This is a genomic window from Hydrogenophaga sp. (assembly GCF_050250835.1).
Taxonomy (GTDB): domain Bacteria; phylum Pseudomonadota; class Gammaproteobacteria; order Burkholderiales; family Burkholderiaceae_C; genus Hydrogenophaga.
The window spans coordinates 31,664-49,977 of record NZ_JBFWNX010000004.1; the positions used below are offsets into that span (position 1 = coordinate 31,664).

Annotated in this window: 16 protein-coding genes; all 16 read left to right on the forward strand. The window is 65.6% G+C overall.

What is annotated here, in order from left to right; translation table 11 throughout:
* Positions 1-3 precede the first annotated feature (3 nt).
* The 16 genes from AB7F11_RS06825 to murD all read left to right on the forward strand — a co-directional run bounded on the left by AB7F11_RS06825 (position 4) and on the right by murD (position 18,295).
* Positions 4-687, forward strand: coding sequence for a DUF484 family protein (locus AB7F11_RS06825; protein ID WP_428287918.1), 684 nt, complete (start codon positions 4-6; stop codon positions 685-687).
* Positions 684-1,691 carry a tyrosine recombinase XerC gene (locus AB7F11_RS06830; protein WP_428287919.1) on the forward strand — a complete coding sequence of 336 codons (1,008 nt, stop codon included), beginning with the start codon at positions 684-686 and terminating at the stop codon, positions 1,689-1,691. Before AB7F11_RS06825 ends, AB7F11_RS06830 begins: the two co-directional genes overlap by 4 nt.
* 108 nt (positions 1,692-1,799) lie before the next feature.
* Positions 1,800-2,192: a DsrE family protein gene (locus AB7F11_RS06835; protein WP_428288168.1), complete on the forward strand. Its 393-nt coding sequence runs from the start codon at positions 1,800-1,802 to the stop codon at positions 2,190-2,192.
* 78 nt (positions 2,193-2,270) lie between these two features.
* Positions 2,271-3,347, forward strand: coding sequence for a CobW family GTP-binding protein (locus tag AB7F11_RS06840; RefSeq protein WP_428287920.1), 1,077 nt, complete (start codon positions 2,271-2,273; stop codon positions 3,345-3,347).
* 446 nt (positions 3,348-3,793) lie between these two features.
* On the forward strand, positions 3,794-4,774 hold the full coding sequence (dksA, locus tag AB7F11_RS06845) for an RNA polymerase-binding protein DksA (RefSeq protein WP_428287921.1): 981 nt from the start codon (positions 3,794-3,796) through the stop codon (positions 4,772-4,774).
* A 41-nt stretch (positions 4,775-4,815) separates the two neighbouring features.
* Positions 4,816-6,702: an STAS domain-containing protein gene (locus tag AB7F11_RS06850; protein ID WP_428287922.1), complete on the forward strand. Its 1,887-nt coding sequence runs from the start codon at positions 4,816-4,818 to the stop codon at positions 6,700-6,702.
* 104 nt (positions 6,703-6,806) lie between these two features.
* Positions 6,807-7,355, forward strand: coding sequence for an ATP-dependent protease subunit HslV (gene hslV / locus AB7F11_RS06855; RefSeq protein ID WP_428287923.1), 549 nt, complete (start codon positions 6,807-6,809; stop codon positions 7,353-7,355).
* A gap of 9 nt (positions 7,356-7,364) precedes the next feature.
* Positions 7,365-8,705: an ATP-dependent protease ATPase subunit HslU gene (gene hslU, locus AB7F11_RS06860; protein WP_428287924.1), complete on the forward strand. Its 1,341-nt coding sequence runs from the start codon at positions 7,365-7,367 to the stop codon at positions 8,703-8,705.
* A gap of 262 nt (positions 8,706-8,967) precedes the next feature.
* A complete protein-coding gene (mraZ, locus tag AB7F11_RS06865; RefSeq protein ID WP_428287925.1) occupies positions 8,968-9,393 on the forward strand; it encodes a division/cell wall cluster transcriptional repressor MraZ in 426 nt (141 codons plus the stop codon).
* Between the two features lie 5 nt (positions 9,394-9,398).
* Positions 9,399-10,325: a 16S rRNA (cytosine(1402)-N(4))-methyltransferase RsmH gene (gene rsmH, locus AB7F11_RS06870; RefSeq protein WP_428287926.1), complete on the forward strand. Its 927-nt coding sequence runs from the start codon at positions 9,399-9,401 to the stop codon at positions 10,323-10,325.
* Positions 10,322-10,630, forward strand: a complete 309-nt coding sequence (gene ftsL, locus AB7F11_RS06875) for a cell division protein FtsL (protein ID WP_428287927.1) — start codon at positions 10,322-10,324, stop codon at positions 10,628-10,630. The genes rsmH and ftsL overlap by 4 nt, the downstream gene beginning before the upstream one ends.
* Positions 10,627-12,360, forward strand: a complete 1,734-nt coding sequence (locus AB7F11_RS06880) for a peptidoglycan D,D-transpeptidase FtsI family protein (protein ID WP_428287928.1) — start codon at positions 10,627-10,629, stop codon at positions 12,358-12,360. The genes ftsL and AB7F11_RS06880 overlap by 4 nt, the downstream gene beginning before the upstream one ends.
* Entirely contained in the window at positions 12,360-13,916 is a 1,557-nt protein-coding gene (locus AB7F11_RS06885) for a UDP-N-acetylmuramoyl-L-alanyl-D-glutamate--2,6-diaminopimelate ligase (protein ID WP_428287929.1), read from the forward strand. The genes AB7F11_RS06880 and AB7F11_RS06885 overlap by 1 nt, the downstream gene beginning before the upstream one ends.
* Positions 13,913-15,349 carry a UDP-N-acetylmuramoyl-tripeptide--D-alanyl-D-alanine ligase gene (locus AB7F11_RS06890; RefSeq protein WP_428287930.1) on the forward strand — a complete coding sequence of 479 codons (1,437 nt, stop codon included), beginning with the start codon at positions 13,913-13,915 and terminating at the stop codon, positions 15,347-15,349. Before AB7F11_RS06885 ends, AB7F11_RS06890 begins: the two co-directional genes overlap by 4 nt.
* Complete coding sequence (gene mraY / locus AB7F11_RS06895) at positions 15,339-16,517, forward strand: phospho-N-acetylmuramoyl-pentapeptide-transferase (protein ID WP_428287931.1); 1,179 nt, start codon at positions 15,339-15,341, stop codon at positions 16,515-16,517. Before AB7F11_RS06890 ends, mraY begins: the two co-directional genes overlap by 11 nt.
* Positions 16,514-18,295: a UDP-N-acetylmuramoyl-L-alanine--D-glutamate ligase gene (gene murD, locus AB7F11_RS06900; RefSeq protein ID WP_428287932.1), complete on the forward strand. Its 1,782-nt coding sequence runs from the start codon at positions 16,514-16,516 to the stop codon at positions 18,293-18,295. The genes mraY and murD overlap by 4 nt, the downstream gene beginning before the upstream one ends.
* Positions 18,296-18,314: the final 19 nt, after the last annotated feature.

Sequence of the window (18,314 nt, forward strand, 5' to 3'; positions counted from 1 at the left end):
CCCATGAACCCCAACCAGATTCCCCCCATCACGGAAGACGACATCGCCAACTACCTGGCGAACACACCCGACTTCTTCGAGCGCCACGCCAGCCTGCTGGCTGCCGTGCAGCTCACCAGCCCTCATGGCCAGCGCGCCGTGAGCTTGCAGGAGCGCCAGGCCGAGATGCTGCGCGAAAAGATCCGGGGACTGGAGCTCAAGGCCGCCGAAATGATTCGCAACGGCCACGAGAACACGAACATCGCCGACAAGCTGCAGCGCTGGACGCGCGAGCTGCTGCTCACACGCGAGGCGGTCGAGCTGCCCACCGTGGCTGCCCGCGCCATCGGCGAGCACTTCCTGGTGCCACAGGTGGCCATCAAGGTCTGGGACGTGGCACCTGAATACGCCAACGAGCCATTCGCGCAGGGCGCGAGCGAAGACGTGATGGCATTTGCCTCTTCGCTCATGCACCCCTATTGCGGCGCCAATCCCGGCCTGGAGGCCGCGCAGTGGCTGGCCGACCCGACGTCGGCTGCATCGCTGGCCCTGATTCCGCTGCGCGCCGGCCTGGCGCCCCAGGCATTCGGGTTGCTGGTCCTGGCCTCGGCCGACCAGCAGCGCTTCGCCGCCGACATGGGCACCGACTTCCTGGAGCGCATCGGCGAGCTCTCCAGCGCATCCCTTTCCCGACTGAGGCCCCAGTGAGTCCCGCGCTCACCAGCGACGCAGATGCCGCGCTGGTGACGGCCTACCTGAACCACGTGCGCGTTGAAAAGCGCCTGGCCGATCGCACGGTCGAGCTCTATACCCTGGATCTGGAAAAACTCGCGGCCCAGGCGCGCGAAGCTGGACTGGCGCTCACCGAGGTGCAGAGCCCCCACATCCGGCGCTGGGTGGCGAAGATGCATGGCGGTGGCCGCAGTGCGCGCGGCATCGCTCTCATACTCTCGGGCTGGCGCGGCTTCTACGTGTGGCTGGGCCGCCAGGGGCTGGTCCACCACAACCCGGTGCAGGACGTGCGCGCGCCCAAGGCCGGCAAGCCCCTGCCCAAAGCGCTGGGCGTGGACGAGGCGGTGCAACTCGCCTCGCACCACGAAGCGGCCGATCACCCATCACTGGAGGCGCGCGACGCCTGCATCACCGAACTGCTCTATGGCTGCGGCATGCGCATCGGGGAACTGGTGGGACTGGACGTGGCCGCCAGCGCCAGCGCGCGCGGCTGGATCGACGCGCAGGCCAGCGAAGCCCACGTGCTGGGCAAGGGAGCCAAACGACGCAGCGTGCCGGTAGGCCGCCAGGCGCTGGAGGCCCTGGCGCGCTGGCTGGAACTGCGCGACGCCTGGGCGGGCGAGAGCCCGGCGCTGTTCATTGGCGCTCGCGGCCAGCGTCTGACGCCGCAGCACATCCGCCTGCGGCTCAAGCGCCGATCGCTGCTCGCCGGCCTGGCCACGCCGGTGCATCCGCACATGCTGCGGCATTCCTTCGCCAGCCATGTGCTGCAGTCCAGCAGCGATCTGCGCGCCGTGCAAGAGCTTCTGGGGCACGCCAGCATCAGCACGACGCAGGTGTACACCCGGCTCGATTTCCAACACCTGGCCAAAGCCTACGACGCGGCCCACCCCCGGGCGCATGCGCGGAGTGCCCCGCCCGGTGTTGCCGACGAATCCGTGCCACCGCCCGTGGAAGGACGCCCTCGGTCTCCCCGCTGACCTTCCGGTCGGGCCGTTGCTTGTAGGATGCGTCTTTGCCCGCATCCATCGGAGACCACTGTGTTCAAGTTCCTCGTCGCCTTCAAGTCCCTGCTGCTCGCCGCCGTGATGGCCACGTCGCTGCCGGCGCTGGCCCAGACGCCTCCGGCCATCAAGGTGGTCTATCACCTCAGCGATGGCATTGCGCAAGCCTCGCGGGCCGTTGCCAATATCCGCAACCACCTGGCCGCCGATCCCACAGCCAAGATCGTGGTCGTCACACATGGGGCTGGCATCGACTTCCTGCTCGATGGCGCCAACAACACGGCCGGCCAGTCGTTTGCCGGTGCCATTGGCGATCTATCCGCCAAGGGCGTCGGTTTCTTCGTGTGCAACAACACGCTGGTCTCGCGCAACATCGACGCCTCCAAGGTGGCCATGGAGGCCAGGGTGGTGCCTTCGGGCGTGGCCGAAGTGGCCCGCCTGCAGGCCCGCGAAGGTTACGTTTACCTGCGCCCCTGAGCGCAAGCTGCGCTCTTTTCCGGGGTCGCATACACTCCCCGGTTTGCTTTCGCCCCCCACCGACCGCTCCTGCCCGCCATGTCACTCATTCCCGCCACCATCCTCACCGGCTTTCTAGGCTCGGGCAAGACCACGCTGCTCAAGCGCGTGCTCTCCGAGGCCCATGGCCAGAAGATTGCCGTGGTGGAGAACGAGTTCGGTGAAGAGAACATCGACAACGAAATCCTGGTGGCCGACACGCAGGAAAACATCATCCAGATGAGCAATGGCTGCATCTGCTGCACCATCCGCGACGACTTGCGCGCCACGCTGCAGGACCTGGCTCAGAAGAAGCGCAAGGGGGAGCTCGATTTCGAGCGCGTGGTGATCGAGACCACCGGCCTGGCCGATCCGGGGCCTGTGGCGCAGACCTTTTTCATGGACGACGAAGTCGCCGAGCAGTACCTGCTGGACTCCATCCTCACGCTGGTGGATGCCAGGCATGCGGCCGAGCAGCTCAACGAGCGCCAGGAAGCGCGGCGTCAGGTGGGGTTTGCAGACCAGATCTTCATCAGCAAGGCCGACCTCGTGAGCGAGCAAGAGCTGGATGCACTGACCCACCGGCTCAAACACATGAATCCGCGTGCGCCCATGCGCCCGGTGCATTTCGGAGAAGTTTCGCTCAAGGAGGTGTTCGACCTGCGCGGCTTCAACCTCAATGCCAAGCTCGACATCGACCCCGACTTCCTCAAGGTCGACGATCACGATCACGATCATGGACATGAGCACCACGATCACCAGCACGGCGAGCATTGCGACCACCCGTCGCACCAGCACGACCACGGCGATCACGGTCACGGGCACCACCACCATCACGACGACGACGTGAAGAGCTTCGTCTATCGCGCCACGCGGCCTTTCAGTCCGGCCAGGCTGGAAGACTTTCTTGGCGCCATCGTGCAGGTCTATGGCCCGCGCATGCTGCGCTACAAGGGCGTGCTGCACATGGAAGGCACCGACCGCAAGGTGATCTTCCAGGGGGTGCATCAGCTGATGGGCAGCGACCTCGGGCCGGTCTGGGCCGAGGGTGAACCCCGGGTGAGCAAGATGGTGTTCATCGGCATTGACCTGCCCAAGGACATCCTGATCCAGGGCCTGGACCAGAGCCTGGCCTGACGGTATTGCGCCCAGGGTTTGAGCTCCTTTTCATCAGAACCAGGCCCGAACGTGTTGTTTGTCTCGCTTCCCCAACGCCTGGGCTTGCCCTGCGGACAGGAATCCGGGCCGCTCGGACCAGTCTCGTTACAATCGCGGCCCAAGTCGGCAGGCCGGCGCTCTGCGACGATCGCTCCCCGCCCACTTACAAAGGCACTCGGCAATGGGGGTATAAGGACGAGTCGGTCGGTCCAGTCGGGCCGTCGAGACGCCGCCCGGCATCCCGTCCGCAGCAGCGCCCCGTCCCCAGATCCCGCATCGTCAGGTACACAGAGGAGACCGTTGTGAAACCCCCGGCAACCAGGACAGCGAAATCAGGCAAACCCGCCACATCGGGAGCCAAGGCACGCGCGACGGTAGCCAAAAAGACCGCAACCGCCAAGGCGCCGACCAAGTCCAAGACCCCTGTGAAGCCAGCGGCCAAGGCGTCGGCCAAAAAGGCGCCGCTCAAGGCAGCTGCCAGACCCGCCGTCAAGAAGCCGGCACCCAAGCCGGTGGCCAAGAAGCCGGTCGCCAAGCCCGCCACCAAGCCAGTGGTCAAAAAGTCCGCAGCCCGCCCGGTGTCCAAGGCACCGATTGCCAAGGCTGCGGCTCCGTCCAAGACGATCAAACCGGTGGCCCAGGCCACCAGAACCAAGACCCAGCCCGTTGCCAAGGCGGCTGCTCCCAAAGTGATTTCTCCGGTTTCCAAGGCCGCGCCTGTCGCGGCGCCCGCTCCCAAGCCTTCCAGTGCCAAGCGCGCGCCCGCACCCGCACCTGTGGTGGTGGAGCCCACGCCGCGCCCTCTGGGCAAGCGGGCCGCCAAAAAAGTCATGATGGAGCAGATGACCCAGGCTGCGGTGGTGCCGACCCACGCCCCGGATGCTGCCAAAGCGACCTTTTCCCATATGAACGAACGCGCCGTCATGACCCCACCCGTGCCATCCTCCATCCAGAAAGATCCCAAACGAGCCAACAACTGGAAGACCCTGTCGGTCGAACAACTGACCGATCAGGATGTGCAGGCCATGCCCGATAGCGAGTACATGAGTGACCTGCAGCTGGCTTTCTTCCGCCGCAAGCTCTCCCAGCTCAAGGCCGACATGCTGGCCAACGCCGGGGAAACCACCGAGCACCTGCGCGAAGACACCGTGGTGGTGCCCGATCCTGCCGATCGCGCCACCATCGAGGAAGAGCACGCGCTCGAACTGCGAACGCGGGACCGCGAGCGCAAACTGCTCAAGAAGATCGAACAGGCCATTGCGCGAATTGATTCGGGTGACTACGGCTACTGCGAAGAAACCGGCGAACCCATCGGTGTGGGCCGGCTCATGGCCCGCCCCACCGCGAGCCTGTCGCTGGAGGCGCAACAGCGCCGAGAGCTCAAGCAGAAGATGTTCGGCGACTGAGCCCGGACTGGTCGCTTTTCTCTTTGCGGTAACGAGCACCCATGTCCAAGGACGACTCCAACGGCGGCTTCCTGTCCAAGGTGGTGAAGTTCGTTCGCCACCCGACCACCAGTTGGTCGGACCTGGACACGCGATCGGCCGACCGCGAGAGCGAGTACAGCAAGGCCGCGCTCAAGGAAATGATCGAGCGCAAGCGGCGCAACGACTTCGTGCGCAAACGCGAGTTCGACATGCTGCGCAAGATTCGCAGCCGCGAGGGCACGCCGGGCGAAGGGCAGGGCATGCGCCCATCCTTCTTCCAGAGCAGCCTGCCGTCCAAGCCGGACGACCGGGCCGAAACGCTCAAGAAGATCGACGAAATCGAAGCCCAGATGTCGATGCAGTGGTGGAAGACCAAAGGCCCTGACTCGCTGGTGAGCACGGGGTCTGGCCTGAACACAGCGCCTCACGGACCGGGTGGCCCCACTTCCAAGAAGGACGACGCCACTTCGGTGCCGGCCGCGCCGGACCCTGCCATCAGGCAGCGCAAGGCGCAGTACGACGAGACCGAGCCCGGTCCATTGCCCAATCCGGCAAACGGTGCGCCGAATTCGGCCAGCCAGAAACTCGACCGGGCGATGCAGGACACCCAGCCGGCCAGCGTCCCGGCGGCGCTGCGCAAGAGTTGGTCGCCCTCACGCGAACGCCAGGTGGCCGCAGCACCACCTCCGCCAGCTGCCGCGCCGCCGGCGCGCACCGGTCTGATGGCGCCCACCTCGCAACGCCAGTCCGGCAGCCCCGCTTCCCAGTTCTCCGCTTCGCATTTTTACGCGCTGGATGTGCAGGAAATTGCGCAGGACCCCGAGGTGGAGGAGGCCGCGATCCGCTTCGCCAATGGCGACGACGCGGGTGCCGAGCAGGGTTTGCTCGAGGCGCTGAACGATGGCGGCGCCAAGGCCGATCAGCAGGAAGACTGGCTCGCGCTGTTCGACCTGTATCGGGCTACCGGGCAGTTGGCGCCGTTCGAAAGCCGCGCGGTGGACTTCGTCAACCGTTTCAACCGCTCCGCGCCTCAGTGGTACGACATGCCCGACGCGGTCTCGCGCATGACGGGCAAGGTCTACACGCCGTCCACCGGCCACAACCGGGCGGTCTGGATCTGCGAACCAGAACTCGATGCCCATGCGGTGGGCACTTTGCAAAACGTGTTGCTGCGAGCGCCGCAACCCTGGGTGCTGGACTGGACGCCGCTGGAGAGCATGGACCTCAAGGCCGCGCGGGCCTTGCTGGGCATTTTTACGCTCTGGGGCGATCAGGACGTGGAGCTGCGCTTCCAGGGGGCGGGAGCTTTTCGCGACCTGCTCAAGAGCCAGACCCCGTCCAGCCGTCGCGATGTGGAGCAGCTCTGGTGGGAGTTGCGCATGGCGGTGCTTCGCATCATGAACCGCCCGGACGAATTCGAACTGACGGCACTTGATTTCTGTGTCACCTACGAGGTGTCGCCCCCGGGCTGGGAGAAGCCGCGCTGCCACTACATGTCGGTCTCCCACGACAAGCCGGGTGAAGCTGGCCAGTCGGTGCTGGGCGAATCCGTGCTGGAGCAGGTGGCCTCGGGCTATCCCGGCGGTGGCGAGTCCTTGCTTGACAGCCAGGGCTCGGAGACCAGCCAGCTTGGCCTGGTAGAACTCTCGGGCGAAATCCGTGGCGATCCGCAGACTACGCTGGATGCGTTGGAGCGCAAGCTCAAGGGCGCTGACGTGCTCATCATTTCCTGCCGCCATCTGATCCGGGTGGATTTCTCCGCCGCCGGGACGTTGCTCAACTGGGTGTCCAGCCACCACGCCGAAGGCCGGCTGGTGCAGTTTGTGGACGCACACCGTCTGGTGTCGGCCTTCTTCCATGTGATCGGCATCACCGAGTACGCCAAAGTCGTCGTGCGCGTCGATTGAACGCCGCGGCAGTGCGCTCTCTGGGGCTGGCCCCGGTACCATCTGTGGCAAAGCCCGTCACGCCGGGCCATTGCATTTCCCTCGCAAGACCCCAATTCGAACCCATGGAATCCTTTCACGGCACCACCATCGTCTGCGTTCGCCGGCAGACACCACAAGGTGTGCAAGTGGCGATTGGCGGCGATGGCCAGGTGACGCTGGGCAACATCGTGGTCAAGGGCACCGCCCGCAAGGTGCGCAAGCTGCACCACGACAAGGTGCTGGCAGGCTTTGCCGGCGCCACCGCCGATGCCTTCACGCTTTTTGAACGCTTCGAAGCCAAGCTGGAGAAGCACCAGGGGCATCTGGTGCGCGCAGCCATCGAACTCACGCGCGACTGGCGCACCGATCGTGTGCTGCGTCGCCTGGAAGCGATGCTTGCGGTGGCCGACCAGAGCGCTTCGCTCATCATCACCGGCAATGGCGACGTGCTCGAACCCGAGCACGGCATCGTCGCCATCGGCTCGGGTGGCGCGTACGCGCAGGCCGCTGCGAAAGCCCTCGTCGACCACACCGAACTGAGCGCGGAAGAGGTGGTGCGCAAGTCGCTGGCCATTGCCGGTGAGCTGTGCATCTACACCAACATGAACCACACGATCGAAACGCTGGACTGAGCCCGACACATGTCTTCGATGACTCCGCAGGAAATCGTTTCCGAACTCGACCGTTTCATCATCGGCCAGAAAGGTGCCAAGCGCGCCGTGGCCATCGCGCTGCGCAACCGCTGGCGCCGCCAGCAGGTCGATGAGAGGCTGCGGCCCGAGATCACGCCCAAGAACATCCTCATGATCGGTCCTACCGGCGTGGGAAAAACCGAGATCGCACGTCGCCTGGCGCGGCTCGCCGACGCGCCCTTCATCAAGGTCGAGGCCACCAAGTTCACCGAGGTGGGCTATGTGGGTAAAGACGTGGACAGCATCATCCGCGACCTGGCCGAAATTGCCATCAAGCAGACGCGCGAAGCGGAGATGCGCAAGCTGCGCACGCGTGCAGAAGACGCCGCAGAGGACCGCGTCCTCGACATCCTGATTCCGCCACCGCGCAGCATGGCCGCCGAGCCGGTCAGCGTGGTCGCCACCACCGAGAGCACTGCGCGCCAGAATTTCCGCAAGAAGCTGCGCGAGGGCGGGCTGGACGACCGGGAGATCGAAATCGACCTGATCGAGCAGCGCCCACCCATGGAGATCATGGGCCCGGCCGGCATGGAAGAGATGGCCGAGCACCTGCGCGGCATGTTCAGCCAGATGGGGGCCGCCAGGCGCCAGACGCGGAAGCTTCCGATTGCCGAGGCGATGAAGCTGCTGATCGAGGAGGAGGCGGGCAAGCTGGTCAACGAAGACGAGATCCGCACGCGGGCTCTGCACAACGCCGAACAGAACGGCATCGTGTTCATCGACGAGATCGACAAGGTCACCTCGCGCAACGAAGGTGGCGGCAACGCCGAGGTCTCGCGCCAAGGGGTGCAGCGTGACCTGCTGCCGCTGGTTGAAGGCACGTCGGTCACCACCAAATACGGCGTGATCAAGACCGACCACATCCTCTTCATCGCCAGTGGCGCTTTTCACCTGGCCAAGCCGAGCGACCTCATCCCCGAACTGCAGGGCCGTTTCCCGATCCGCGTGGAGTTGCAGTCGTTGTCGGTCGACGATTTCGAGGCCATCCTCACGCAGACGCACGCCTCGCTGGTGCGCCAGTACCAGGCGCTGCTCGCCACCGAAGGCGTGACGGTCCAGTTCGGTCCTGAGGGCATCCGCCGCCTCGCGCAAATCGCCTGCGACGTGAACGAGCGCACCGAGAACATTGGCGCGCGCCGCCTGGCCACCGTCATGGAACACCTCCTGGACGAGGTCAGCTTCGATGCCGCCCACCTCAGCGGCCAGACCATAGCCATTGATGCGGCATACGTCGACGGCCGCCTGGGCGCACTCAGTCAGAACGAAGATCTGTCTCGTTACATCCTCTGAGTCCACACAGGTCCGTCACGCGGATACCTGATTGCCCGTACAGCCCTGCCTGCAGCAGGGTTTTCAAGCAACACATGCAGTGCTTCTTGTAAGTGCTTGCTTTTAATGCATTTTTGATTCGAAAAGGATGTGCGTTTCCCTCCTAAGTGGTTGATTTCATTGAAAAAATCTGTAGCCGCAGGCTTGCACCGCAATCTTTTCCTGCTAAAGTGGGGAAAAGTGCAATTAAGTGGTGAAAAGTGTTTTTCAAGGATTGACTTCGGTGTTCCAGGGTGCGTCTTCTCTCAGTCTCGATGCCAAGGGTCGGCTCTCCGTGCCGACGCGGCACCGTGACGCCCTGGGCGCGGGTTCGAATCAGCTCACCATCACCAAACACCCCCATGGCTGCCTGATGATCTTCCCGCGCAGCGCGTGGGAGGAGTTCCGGGACCGCATCGCATCGCTGCCGATGTCTGCCCAGTGGTGGAAGCGCATTTTCCTGGGCAATGCGATGGACGTCGAGATGGACGGCACCGGGCGCGTGCTGGTTTCGCCCGAGTTGCGCGCAGCGGCAGGCATCACCAGGGACGCGATCCTGCTGGGCATGGGCGCCTACCTGGAGTTGTGGGATGCCCAAGCCTATGCGGCACAGGAAGCCGAGGCCATGAAGGCCGACATGCCCGATGTCTTCAAGGATTTCTCCTTTTAAGGGCGATGGTGCAAGGCACATGGATTCACCACACCGTCCTGTTGAACGAAGCTGTGCAGGCTCTGTCGATCAACCCGGATGGGCACTACGTCGATGCCACTTTCGGACGCGGTGGCCACTCGCGCCTGCTGCTGGAGCACCTGTCTGCGAAAGGGCGGCTGACCGCCTTCGACAAGGACCCACAGGCGGTGTCGGTGGCAAAGGAACTGGCGGCCAGCGATGGCCGTTTTTCCATTCGGCACGAAGGCTTCGCTCATCTGGCGGAGCTGGGTGCGGCCAGCGCGCACGGTGTGCTGCTGGACCTGGGGGTGAGTTCACCTCAGATCGACGATCCCCAGCGGGGATTCTCCTTTCGCCACGACGGACCCCTGGACATGCGCATGGACACCACGCGCGGCCAGAGTGTGGCGCAGTGGCTGGAGACGGCCGAAGTTTCCACTCTGGCGGAGGTCATTCGTGAGTATGGCGAAGAACGGTTTGCTCAATCGATTGCAAAGGCGATTGATCGTCGCCGACAGGAACGGGGCGCTTTTCGAACCACCGGCGAATTGGCCGAAGTCGTGGCTGGCGCGGTCAAAACCCGCGAGCCGGGCAAGGACCCTGCAACGCGCACATTTCAGGCTTTTCGGATTTTCATCAACGCCGAGCTTGAAGAGTTGCAACAAGCGCTAGAGGCCAGCCTGAAGGTGTTGCGTCCGGGAGGAAAACTGGTGGTCATCAGCTTCCATTCGCTCGAAGACCGCATGGTCAAGCAGTTCATGGCCCGCCATTCGCGCGCCGTCGTGGACCGCCGCGTGCCCTTTGCCGAGCCTGCTCCCATGGCGCTGCGCGCGCTGAAACGCGTGATGCCCTCTGATGAGGAGGTCAAGGGCAACCCCCGTTCGCGCAGTGCCGTCATGCGTGTGGCCGAACGCACCGAGGCGCCGGCATGATCCGCTTGAATCTGGTCCTGCTGGTCGCGGTGATCGCGAGCGCGTTCTACCTCGTGCACACGCAGTACGAATCGCGCCGGCTCTACGCTGCGCTGGACCGCTCGCAGGCACAGTCGCGCAAGCTGGAATCCGAGCACGAACAATTGCAGGTACACAAGCGAGCCCAGGCCACGCCTGCGCGCGTGCAGCAACTGGCTGCACGGCAGTTGCAGATGCGCCCGGTCACGCCGGGCATCACGCAGTACGTCACCGTGTTCGAGCCGCCGCCCGCGCCCACGCCTGCCACACCGGAGCGGCGACCATGAGCCGCAGCATCAACTACTCGGCAAGCCCCTTGCTGGCCAGCCGCACGCCGGTGTGGCGCAGCAAGTTCATCGTCGCGGGTCTGGCTGTGGCCTTCGCTGGTTTGGCCGGGCGGGCGGCCTACGTGCAGGTGTTCGGCAACGATTTCTTTCAGCGCCAGGGCGAAGTGCGCTTCGCTCGCACGCTGGAACTGCCCGCCAACCGAGGTCGCGTGCTGGATCGCAATGGCCTGATCCTCGCGTCCAGCGTGGTGGCGCAGAGCATCTGGGCGATTCCGGAAGACGTGGACCGCACCGATCCCAAGCTGCGCCAACTCGCGAAACTGCTGGAGATGCCTCTGGCCGATCTGCGCAAAAGATTGGCCAACGAAGACAAGACTTTCGTGTGGGTCAAGCGCCAGGTGGACGACCCGGTGGCCAAACAGATCGCTGAACTCGGCATCAAGGGCATCTACCAGCGCCGCGAGTACAAGCGTGAATATCCGGAGGGCGAGGCTGCTGCTCATGTGGTGGGCTTCACCAACGTGGAAGATATCGGTCAGGAAGGCGTCGAGCTGGCATTCAACAAGCAGCTGGCGGGCAAGAGCGGTTCGCGCCGCGTGATCAAGGACCGCCTGGGGCGCGTGGTGGAAGACGTGCGTGACGTGGTCCCGCCAGTAGACGGGCCCGATCTGCAGCTCTCGATCGACAGCAAAGTGCAGTACTTCGCTTACCAGAAGCTCAAGGACGCGGTGTTGCTGCACAAGGCGCGGGCGGGCAGCGTGGTGGTGATCGACACGCTCACGGGTGAGGTGCTGGCACTCGCCAACTACCCGAGCTACAACCCCAACCGGCGGCAGAATCTCACGGGCGAGCAACTGCGCAACCGCGTGCTCACCGACAGCTTCGAACCCGGTTCGACGATGAAGCCCTTCATCGTCGGGCTGGCGCTGGACAAGGGGCTGGTCACGCCCAACACTCCCATCAACACCGCGCCGGGCCGCATCACCATTGGTGGCTCCACCATCAGTGACTCGCACCCGAACGAGGTGCTGACGGTCTCGCAGGTGATCCAGAAGTCGAGCAACGTGGGCACCGTCAAGATGGCGATGCAGATGAGTCCGCGCGAGATGTGGGAAACCTATGCTCAGGCAGGCTTCGGCCAGAAGCCGCAAGTGCCGTTCCCGGGTGCCGTGGCTGGGCGGCTGCGTCCCTACAAGAGCTGGCGTCCGATCGAGCAGGCCACCATGAGCTATGGCTACGGGCTTTCGACCTCGCTGTTCCAGCTGGCACAGGCCTACACGGTGTTTGCTCGCGACGGAGAACTGATTCCTGTGACGCTGCAGAAGTCGGCCGACACGGTGGCGGGCGTGCGCGTGTTCAGCCAGAAGAACTCGATCGCCGTGCGCCAGATGCTGGGGCTGGCTGCTGGTCCAGGCGGTACGGGCTCCCGTGCACAGACCATGGGCTATTCGGTCGGCGGCAAGAGCGGCACCGCGCGCAAGCAGGAAGGCAAGGGCTACGCCGACAAGAAGTACCGCAGCTGGTTCGTGGGACTGGCCCCGGTGGAATCACCGCGAATCGTGGTGGCCGTGATGGTCGACGAGCCCAGCAACGGCGTCTTCTACGGCGGCGTGGTGGCGGCCCCGGTGTTCAGCGAGACCGTGCAGCAGACGCTGCGCATTCTCGGTGTGCAGCCCGACATGAACGTCAAGCCGCAGATCGTCACCGACGTGGTCGAGGAATCTTTCTGATGCGCACGATCCTCCATCCCCACGCCGTGGCCGAGTGGCTGCGCGAGCGCGTGACAGGCGAGCTGCATTGCGACAGCCGCCGTCTGCGCGCGGGCGATGGATTCGTGGCCTGGCCGGGGGCAGCCACCGATGGCCGCCGCTTCGTCGCCGAGGCCCTGCGCGCCGGCGCCAGCGCGGCCTTGGTCGAACTCGAAGGCGTGGAGGCCCACGGCTTCACGGATGAGCGCATCGCCGCCGTTCCTGGGCTCAAGGCATCGGCTGGGGCCATCGCCAGCGCCTTTCATGGCATGCCCAGCGCGGCGTTGGACATGGTGGCCATCACCGGGACCAACGGCAAGACCTCCACCGCCTGGTGGACCGCCCAGTTGCTCTCCTCTTGTCAGAAGCCCTGCGCGGTGGTGGGCACGTTGGGCATGGGTCGTCCGCCGGCATCGACGAGCCACGGTGTGGCGCTGGTACCCACCGGGCTCACCACGCCCGATCCGGTGATGCTGCAGGCCCAACTGCGCCGGTTTGCCGACGAAGGCCTGAAGGCCTGTGCGATCGAAGCCTCGTCGATCGGGCTGGTGGAAGGGCGTCTGAACGCCACACGCTTGCGCGTGGCGGTGTTCACCAACTTGACCCAGGACCACCTCGATTACCACGGCAGCATGGAAGCCTATTGGGCTGCCAAGGCTGCCCTCTTCGACTGGCCAGCGCTGGTCAGCGCGGTGGTGAATCTGGACGACCCGCGAGGCGTGTCGCTTGCCGCCTCTCTGGCCAGCCGGGGCCTTGATCTCTGGACGGTGGGCATCGAGGCCGAAGACGTGGTATCTGAACGCCTGGCCCGCTCCCGCCTGTTTGCCACCGGAGTGCGTTTCACCGACCACGGCATGGCCTTGCAGGTGGGCGAGCGCCAGGCCCAGGGGCGGGTGCTGGAGACCCATGACCTGGCCCTGCCACTGGTCGGCCAGTACAACGTCTCGAACCTGTTGTGCGTGCTGGCCACGGCGCGCGCTCTGGGTGTGCCCCTGCACGATGCCGTGCGAGCGTGCGCCATGCTCACGCCAGTGCCGGGTCGCATGGAGCAGGTCGCTTCCGCCGCGCCGGGGCTGCCTCTGGTGCTGGTGGACTACGCCCACACGCCCGATGCCCTGCAAAAGGCCTTGCAGGCCTTGCAGCCGCTGGTGCAGCAGCGCGGCGGCTCACTCTGGGTGGTCGTGGGCTGCGGGGGGGATCGCGATGCCGGCAAGCGACCCCTGATGGCTGCTGCTGCCGAGCGCGAGTCCGGCCATGTGGTGCTGACCAGCGACAACCCGCGCAGCGAAGATCCGCAGGCCATCCTGCGCCAGATGGTGGCCGGTCTGTCCAGCGAGGCTGCAGCGCTGGTGGAGCCCGATCGCGCCAGCGCCATCGAACTGGCGGTGTCACGGGCCGACGCGCGCGACGTGGTGTTGATCGCCGGCAAGGGACACGAGGACTACCAGGACGTGATGGGTGTCAAGCGACCATTCTCCGATCTGCACGAAGGGCGCAACGCGCTGCAACGCCGCGCACGCCAGGGAGCCACCGCATGAAGACCATCGGCCAGTTGCTCTCGCAGCTCATCGGCGCACAGGTGGTGGGCCACCTGGACCTGCCCCTGACCCGCGTGCACACCGACACGCGCAGCCTGCGGACCGGTGACCTGTTCGTGGCGCTCAAGGGTGAACGCTTCGACGCGCACGAATTCCTGCCTCAGGCCAGAGCCCAGGGGGCGCTGGCCGCCTTGGCCGAGCATGGCCTGCAGGAGGCTGGCCTGCCCGGTGTACTGGTGCCCGACTCGCGGCGCGCACTGGGTGAGCTGGCGCGGCTGTGGCGCAGCCAGTTCAGCCTGCCGCTGATTGCCGTGACGGGCAGCAACGGCAAGACCACGGTCACGCAGATGATCGCGTCCATCCTGCGAGCAACCGCCGGCGAGGCCGCACACGCCACACTGGGCAATTTCAACAACGACATCGGCGTGCCGCTCACGCTGCTTCGCCTGCACGCAGGCCACCGCCTTTCGGTGGTTGAACTGGGCATGAACCACCCTGGCGAGATCGCCGAGCTCGCCGCGCTGGCGCAGCCCACGGTCGCGCTGGTGAACAACGCGCAGCGCGAGCACCAGGAGTTCATGGCCACGGTCGAGGCCGTGGCGCTGGAGAACGGTCAGGTTATCCAGGCGCTCGGCGCGGGCGGTGTGGCCGTTTTTCCTGCCGACGATACCTACACGCCGCTGTGGAGCAAGCTGGCCGCGGGCCGTCGCACGATCACGTTCAGCGACACCGACGCCAGCGCCGATGTGACCGCCGCTCGGGCCGAATGGCAGGACGGCGCCTGGACCTTGAATGTGAATGCACCCGCCGGCCAGGTCACGGTACGCCTGCGCATTGCCGGTCGCCACAATGTGCGCAATGCGCTGGCCGCCGCCGCCTGTGCGTTGGCCGCTGGCGTATCACTGGAAGCCATCGCTCGCGGGCTGGACGCGTTCGAGCCAGTGGGCGGGCGCTCGCGCGCGCTCTCGCTGCGGCTGGGCGAGCGCCAGATCACGCTGATCGACGACACCTACAACGCCAATCCCGACTCGGTGCGCGCCGCCATCGACGTGCTGGCCGAACTGCCCGCTCCACGCCTGCTGGCGCTCGGCGACATGGGCGAGGTCGGCGACCAGGGGCTTGCCTTCCACGAAGAAGTTCTGCGCCACGCCCGGGCGAGGGGCATCGAGGCCGTGCATGTGACGGGCGACTGGATGGCCCGTGCCTGCGCCGCGATGCGTGAGGCGGGTGAGCCCGTTCCGGTGCATTGGGTCGAAGTCCCCGCCATGGCTGGTGCCGTTTGTGCCGCCATCACCGACGACCGACCGGTCTTTCGCAGCGTGCTCGTCAAGGGATCGCGCTTCATGCGCATGGAGCGTGTGGTGCATGCCCTGCAAGCGCTTGAACATGCGCAACAAGCCGACAACGACAAGGACAACGCCCATGCTGCCTAGCCTGGCCCTCTGGCTGCAAGGCCTTTCGCCCGAATTCGGTTCCCTGCGGGTGTTCCAGTACCTCACGTTCCGCGCCGTGATGGCCGCGCTCACCGCCCTGCTCGTCGGCCTGGTGGCTGGCCCGTATTTCATTCGCCGGCTGGCAGCGCTCAAGATCGGCCAGCCGATCCGTGAGTATGCGATGCAGACGCACCTGAGCAAGGGCGGCACGCCCACCATGGGCGGTGTGCTGATCCTGTTCGCCATCGCACTCTCCACCTTGCTGTGGTTCGACCTGTCCAACCGTTTCGTGTGGATCGTGTTGCTGGTCACCCTGGGTTTTGGCGCGATCGGGTGGGTGGACGACTGGCGCAAGGTGGTTCGCAAGGACCCCGAGGGCATGCGCTCGCGTGAGAAGTATTTCTGGCAGTCGGTCATCGGCCTGGTGGCGGCGTTCTACCTGGTGTTCAGCGTGTCCGAGAGCAGCAACCTGCGCGTGATGGAGCTCTTCGTCGCCTGGGTCAGTTCGGGCTTCACGGTCGATCTGCCGCCGCAAGCCGGACTGCTGGTGCCGTTTTTCAAGGAAATCAGCTACCCGCTGGGCGTGTTCGGCTTTGTCGTCATGACCTACCTGGTCATCGTCGGTTCGAGCAACGCCGTCAACCTTACCGACGGGCTGGATGGTCTGGCCATCATGCCGGTGGTCATGGTCGGCTCGGCGCTGGGCGTGTTCGCCTACGTCACCGGCAACGCGGTGTTCTCGCGCTACCTGCTGCTGCCCCATATTCCAGGCGCTGGCGAGCTGCTGATCTTCTGCGCCGCGATGGCCGGCGCCGGCCTGGCCTTTCTCTGGTTCAACACACACCCTGCGCAAGTCTTCATGGGTGACGTGGGAGCGCTGGCGCTCGGTGGCGCACTGGGCACCATCGCCGTCATCGTGCGCCAGGAAATCGTGCTCGCCATCATGGGTGGCATCTTCGTGGTGGAAGCGCTTTCGGTGATGCTCCAGGTGACCTGGTTCAAGTACACCAAACGCCGCTACGGCACGGGCCGGCGCCTGTTCCAGATGGCGCCGCTGCACCACCACTTCGAGAAGAAGGGCTGGAAAGAGACGCAAGTCGTCGTGCGCTTCTGGATCATCACCATGCTTCTGTGCCTCGTGGGGCTGTCCACCTTGAAACTTCGATGAAAGACCAGGCCGTTCTCATCCTCGGGCTCGGAGTTTCCGGCCTGGCCATGGCACGCTGGTGCCTTCGCCAGGGTGCGCGCGTGACGGTGGCCGACACGCGCGAGGCGCCACCGCAGCTGACGGCATTGCAGGCCGAGTGTCCGCAGGCCAGTTTCCTCGCCGGGCCTTTCGGCGACGCCCTGCTGCAGCGCGACGAATGGCAATTGATCGCCCGCAGCCCCGGCCTGGCGCCTTCGTCGCTTCAGCCGGTGTTCGATTGGGCGCTCGCGCGCGGCGTGGCCGTGGCGGGGGAACTCGATCTGTTCGCCCGCGCGCTGAGTGAACTCGGGCAACGCGATCGCCTGCCCTACCGACCGAAGGTGCTTGCCATCACCGGTACCAACGGCAAGACCACGGTGACCGCGCTCACCGGCCTCCTGCTGCAGCGCGCGGGGGTGAACGTGGCGGTGGCGGGCAACATTGGCCCGCCCCTGATGGACGTGTTGATGGCCGCACTGGACCATGAGTGCATTGCCCAGCAGGCCGACGACGAGCGCGCGGCCGCGCAGGCGCAGGCCGATGCGCCGCCTCCTGCACTGGCGCAGGCAACGCCGGTGCAGGAGTCGGCCGTCGAAGGCGATCCCGACGACGCCAATCCGGATGCCAATCCCGACACCGAAGTCGATGCAGAGGGCGAAGACGAAGGCTCGACCCAGCTTGTGCCACCGCCCATCGAACCGCCGCAGCCGTTGCACCTGCCTTCGGTCTGGGTGCTCGAACTCTCCAGCTTCCAGCTCGATGGCACGGCCGGCAGCGCCTGGGACCGCGTGCCCACGGCGGCCACCGTGCTCAACCTCACCGAAGACCACCTCGACTGGCACGGCGGCATGGTCGCTTACACCCAGGCCAAGGCGGCGGTCTTCGGCGCGCAGGCGCTCATGCTGCTCAACCGCGACGATCCATTGGTGATGGCCATGCAACCCGGGCTCGTGACGGTCAAGGTGGGCAACCGCAACCGGCAGCAGAGTGCGCGACCCTGGACGACTTTTGGCCTGGACGTGCCTGCGCGCGCGGGCGACTGGGGCATCGAAACGGTCAATGGCATGGCCTGGTTGGTGCGAGCGCTGGCGCTGGACGAAACGCGCAAGCGCGGCCGCGGCTCTGACGAAGAGGAAGAGATCTATTTCCAACGCTTGATGCCGGTGGACGCGCTTCGTATCCGAGGTCGTCACAACGCTGCGAACGCTTTGGCTGCGCTCGCGCTGGCAACTTCCACCGGCGCTGCGCTGGGGCCCATGTTGCACGGCCTGCGCGAATACCGGGGCGAGCCGCACCGCGTGGAACCTGTGGCCATCGTCAACGAGGTCGAGTATTTCGACGACAGCAAGGGCACCAATGTGGGCGCCACGCTGGCTGCCGTTCGCGGACTCGGCGCTGAACGGCGCCTGGTCGTCATTCTGGGTGGCGATGGCAAGGGGCAGGATTTCGCACCACTGGCCGAACCGCTGGCGCGCCATGCGCGCGCGGTGGTGTACATCGGTCGCGATGCTGCCCTGTTGCGCGCTGCCGTGAGCGCCGCGCTGGATGATTCCGGCGTTCACCAGCTCGATGCCGCCTCGTTGCCCGAAGCCGTGACACTGGCCGCGCAGCAGGCCCGAGCGGGCGACGCGGTGCTGATGTCGCCCGCCTGCGCCAGCCTGGACATGTTCGACAACTACGGGCACCGTGCGCGCGTTTTTGTGGAAGCGGTTCGGACGCTCGCGCTCGAACATGGCGTGAGTCTGGAGAGCGGTCAGTGAAGAAGAAGCCCGCACCCAA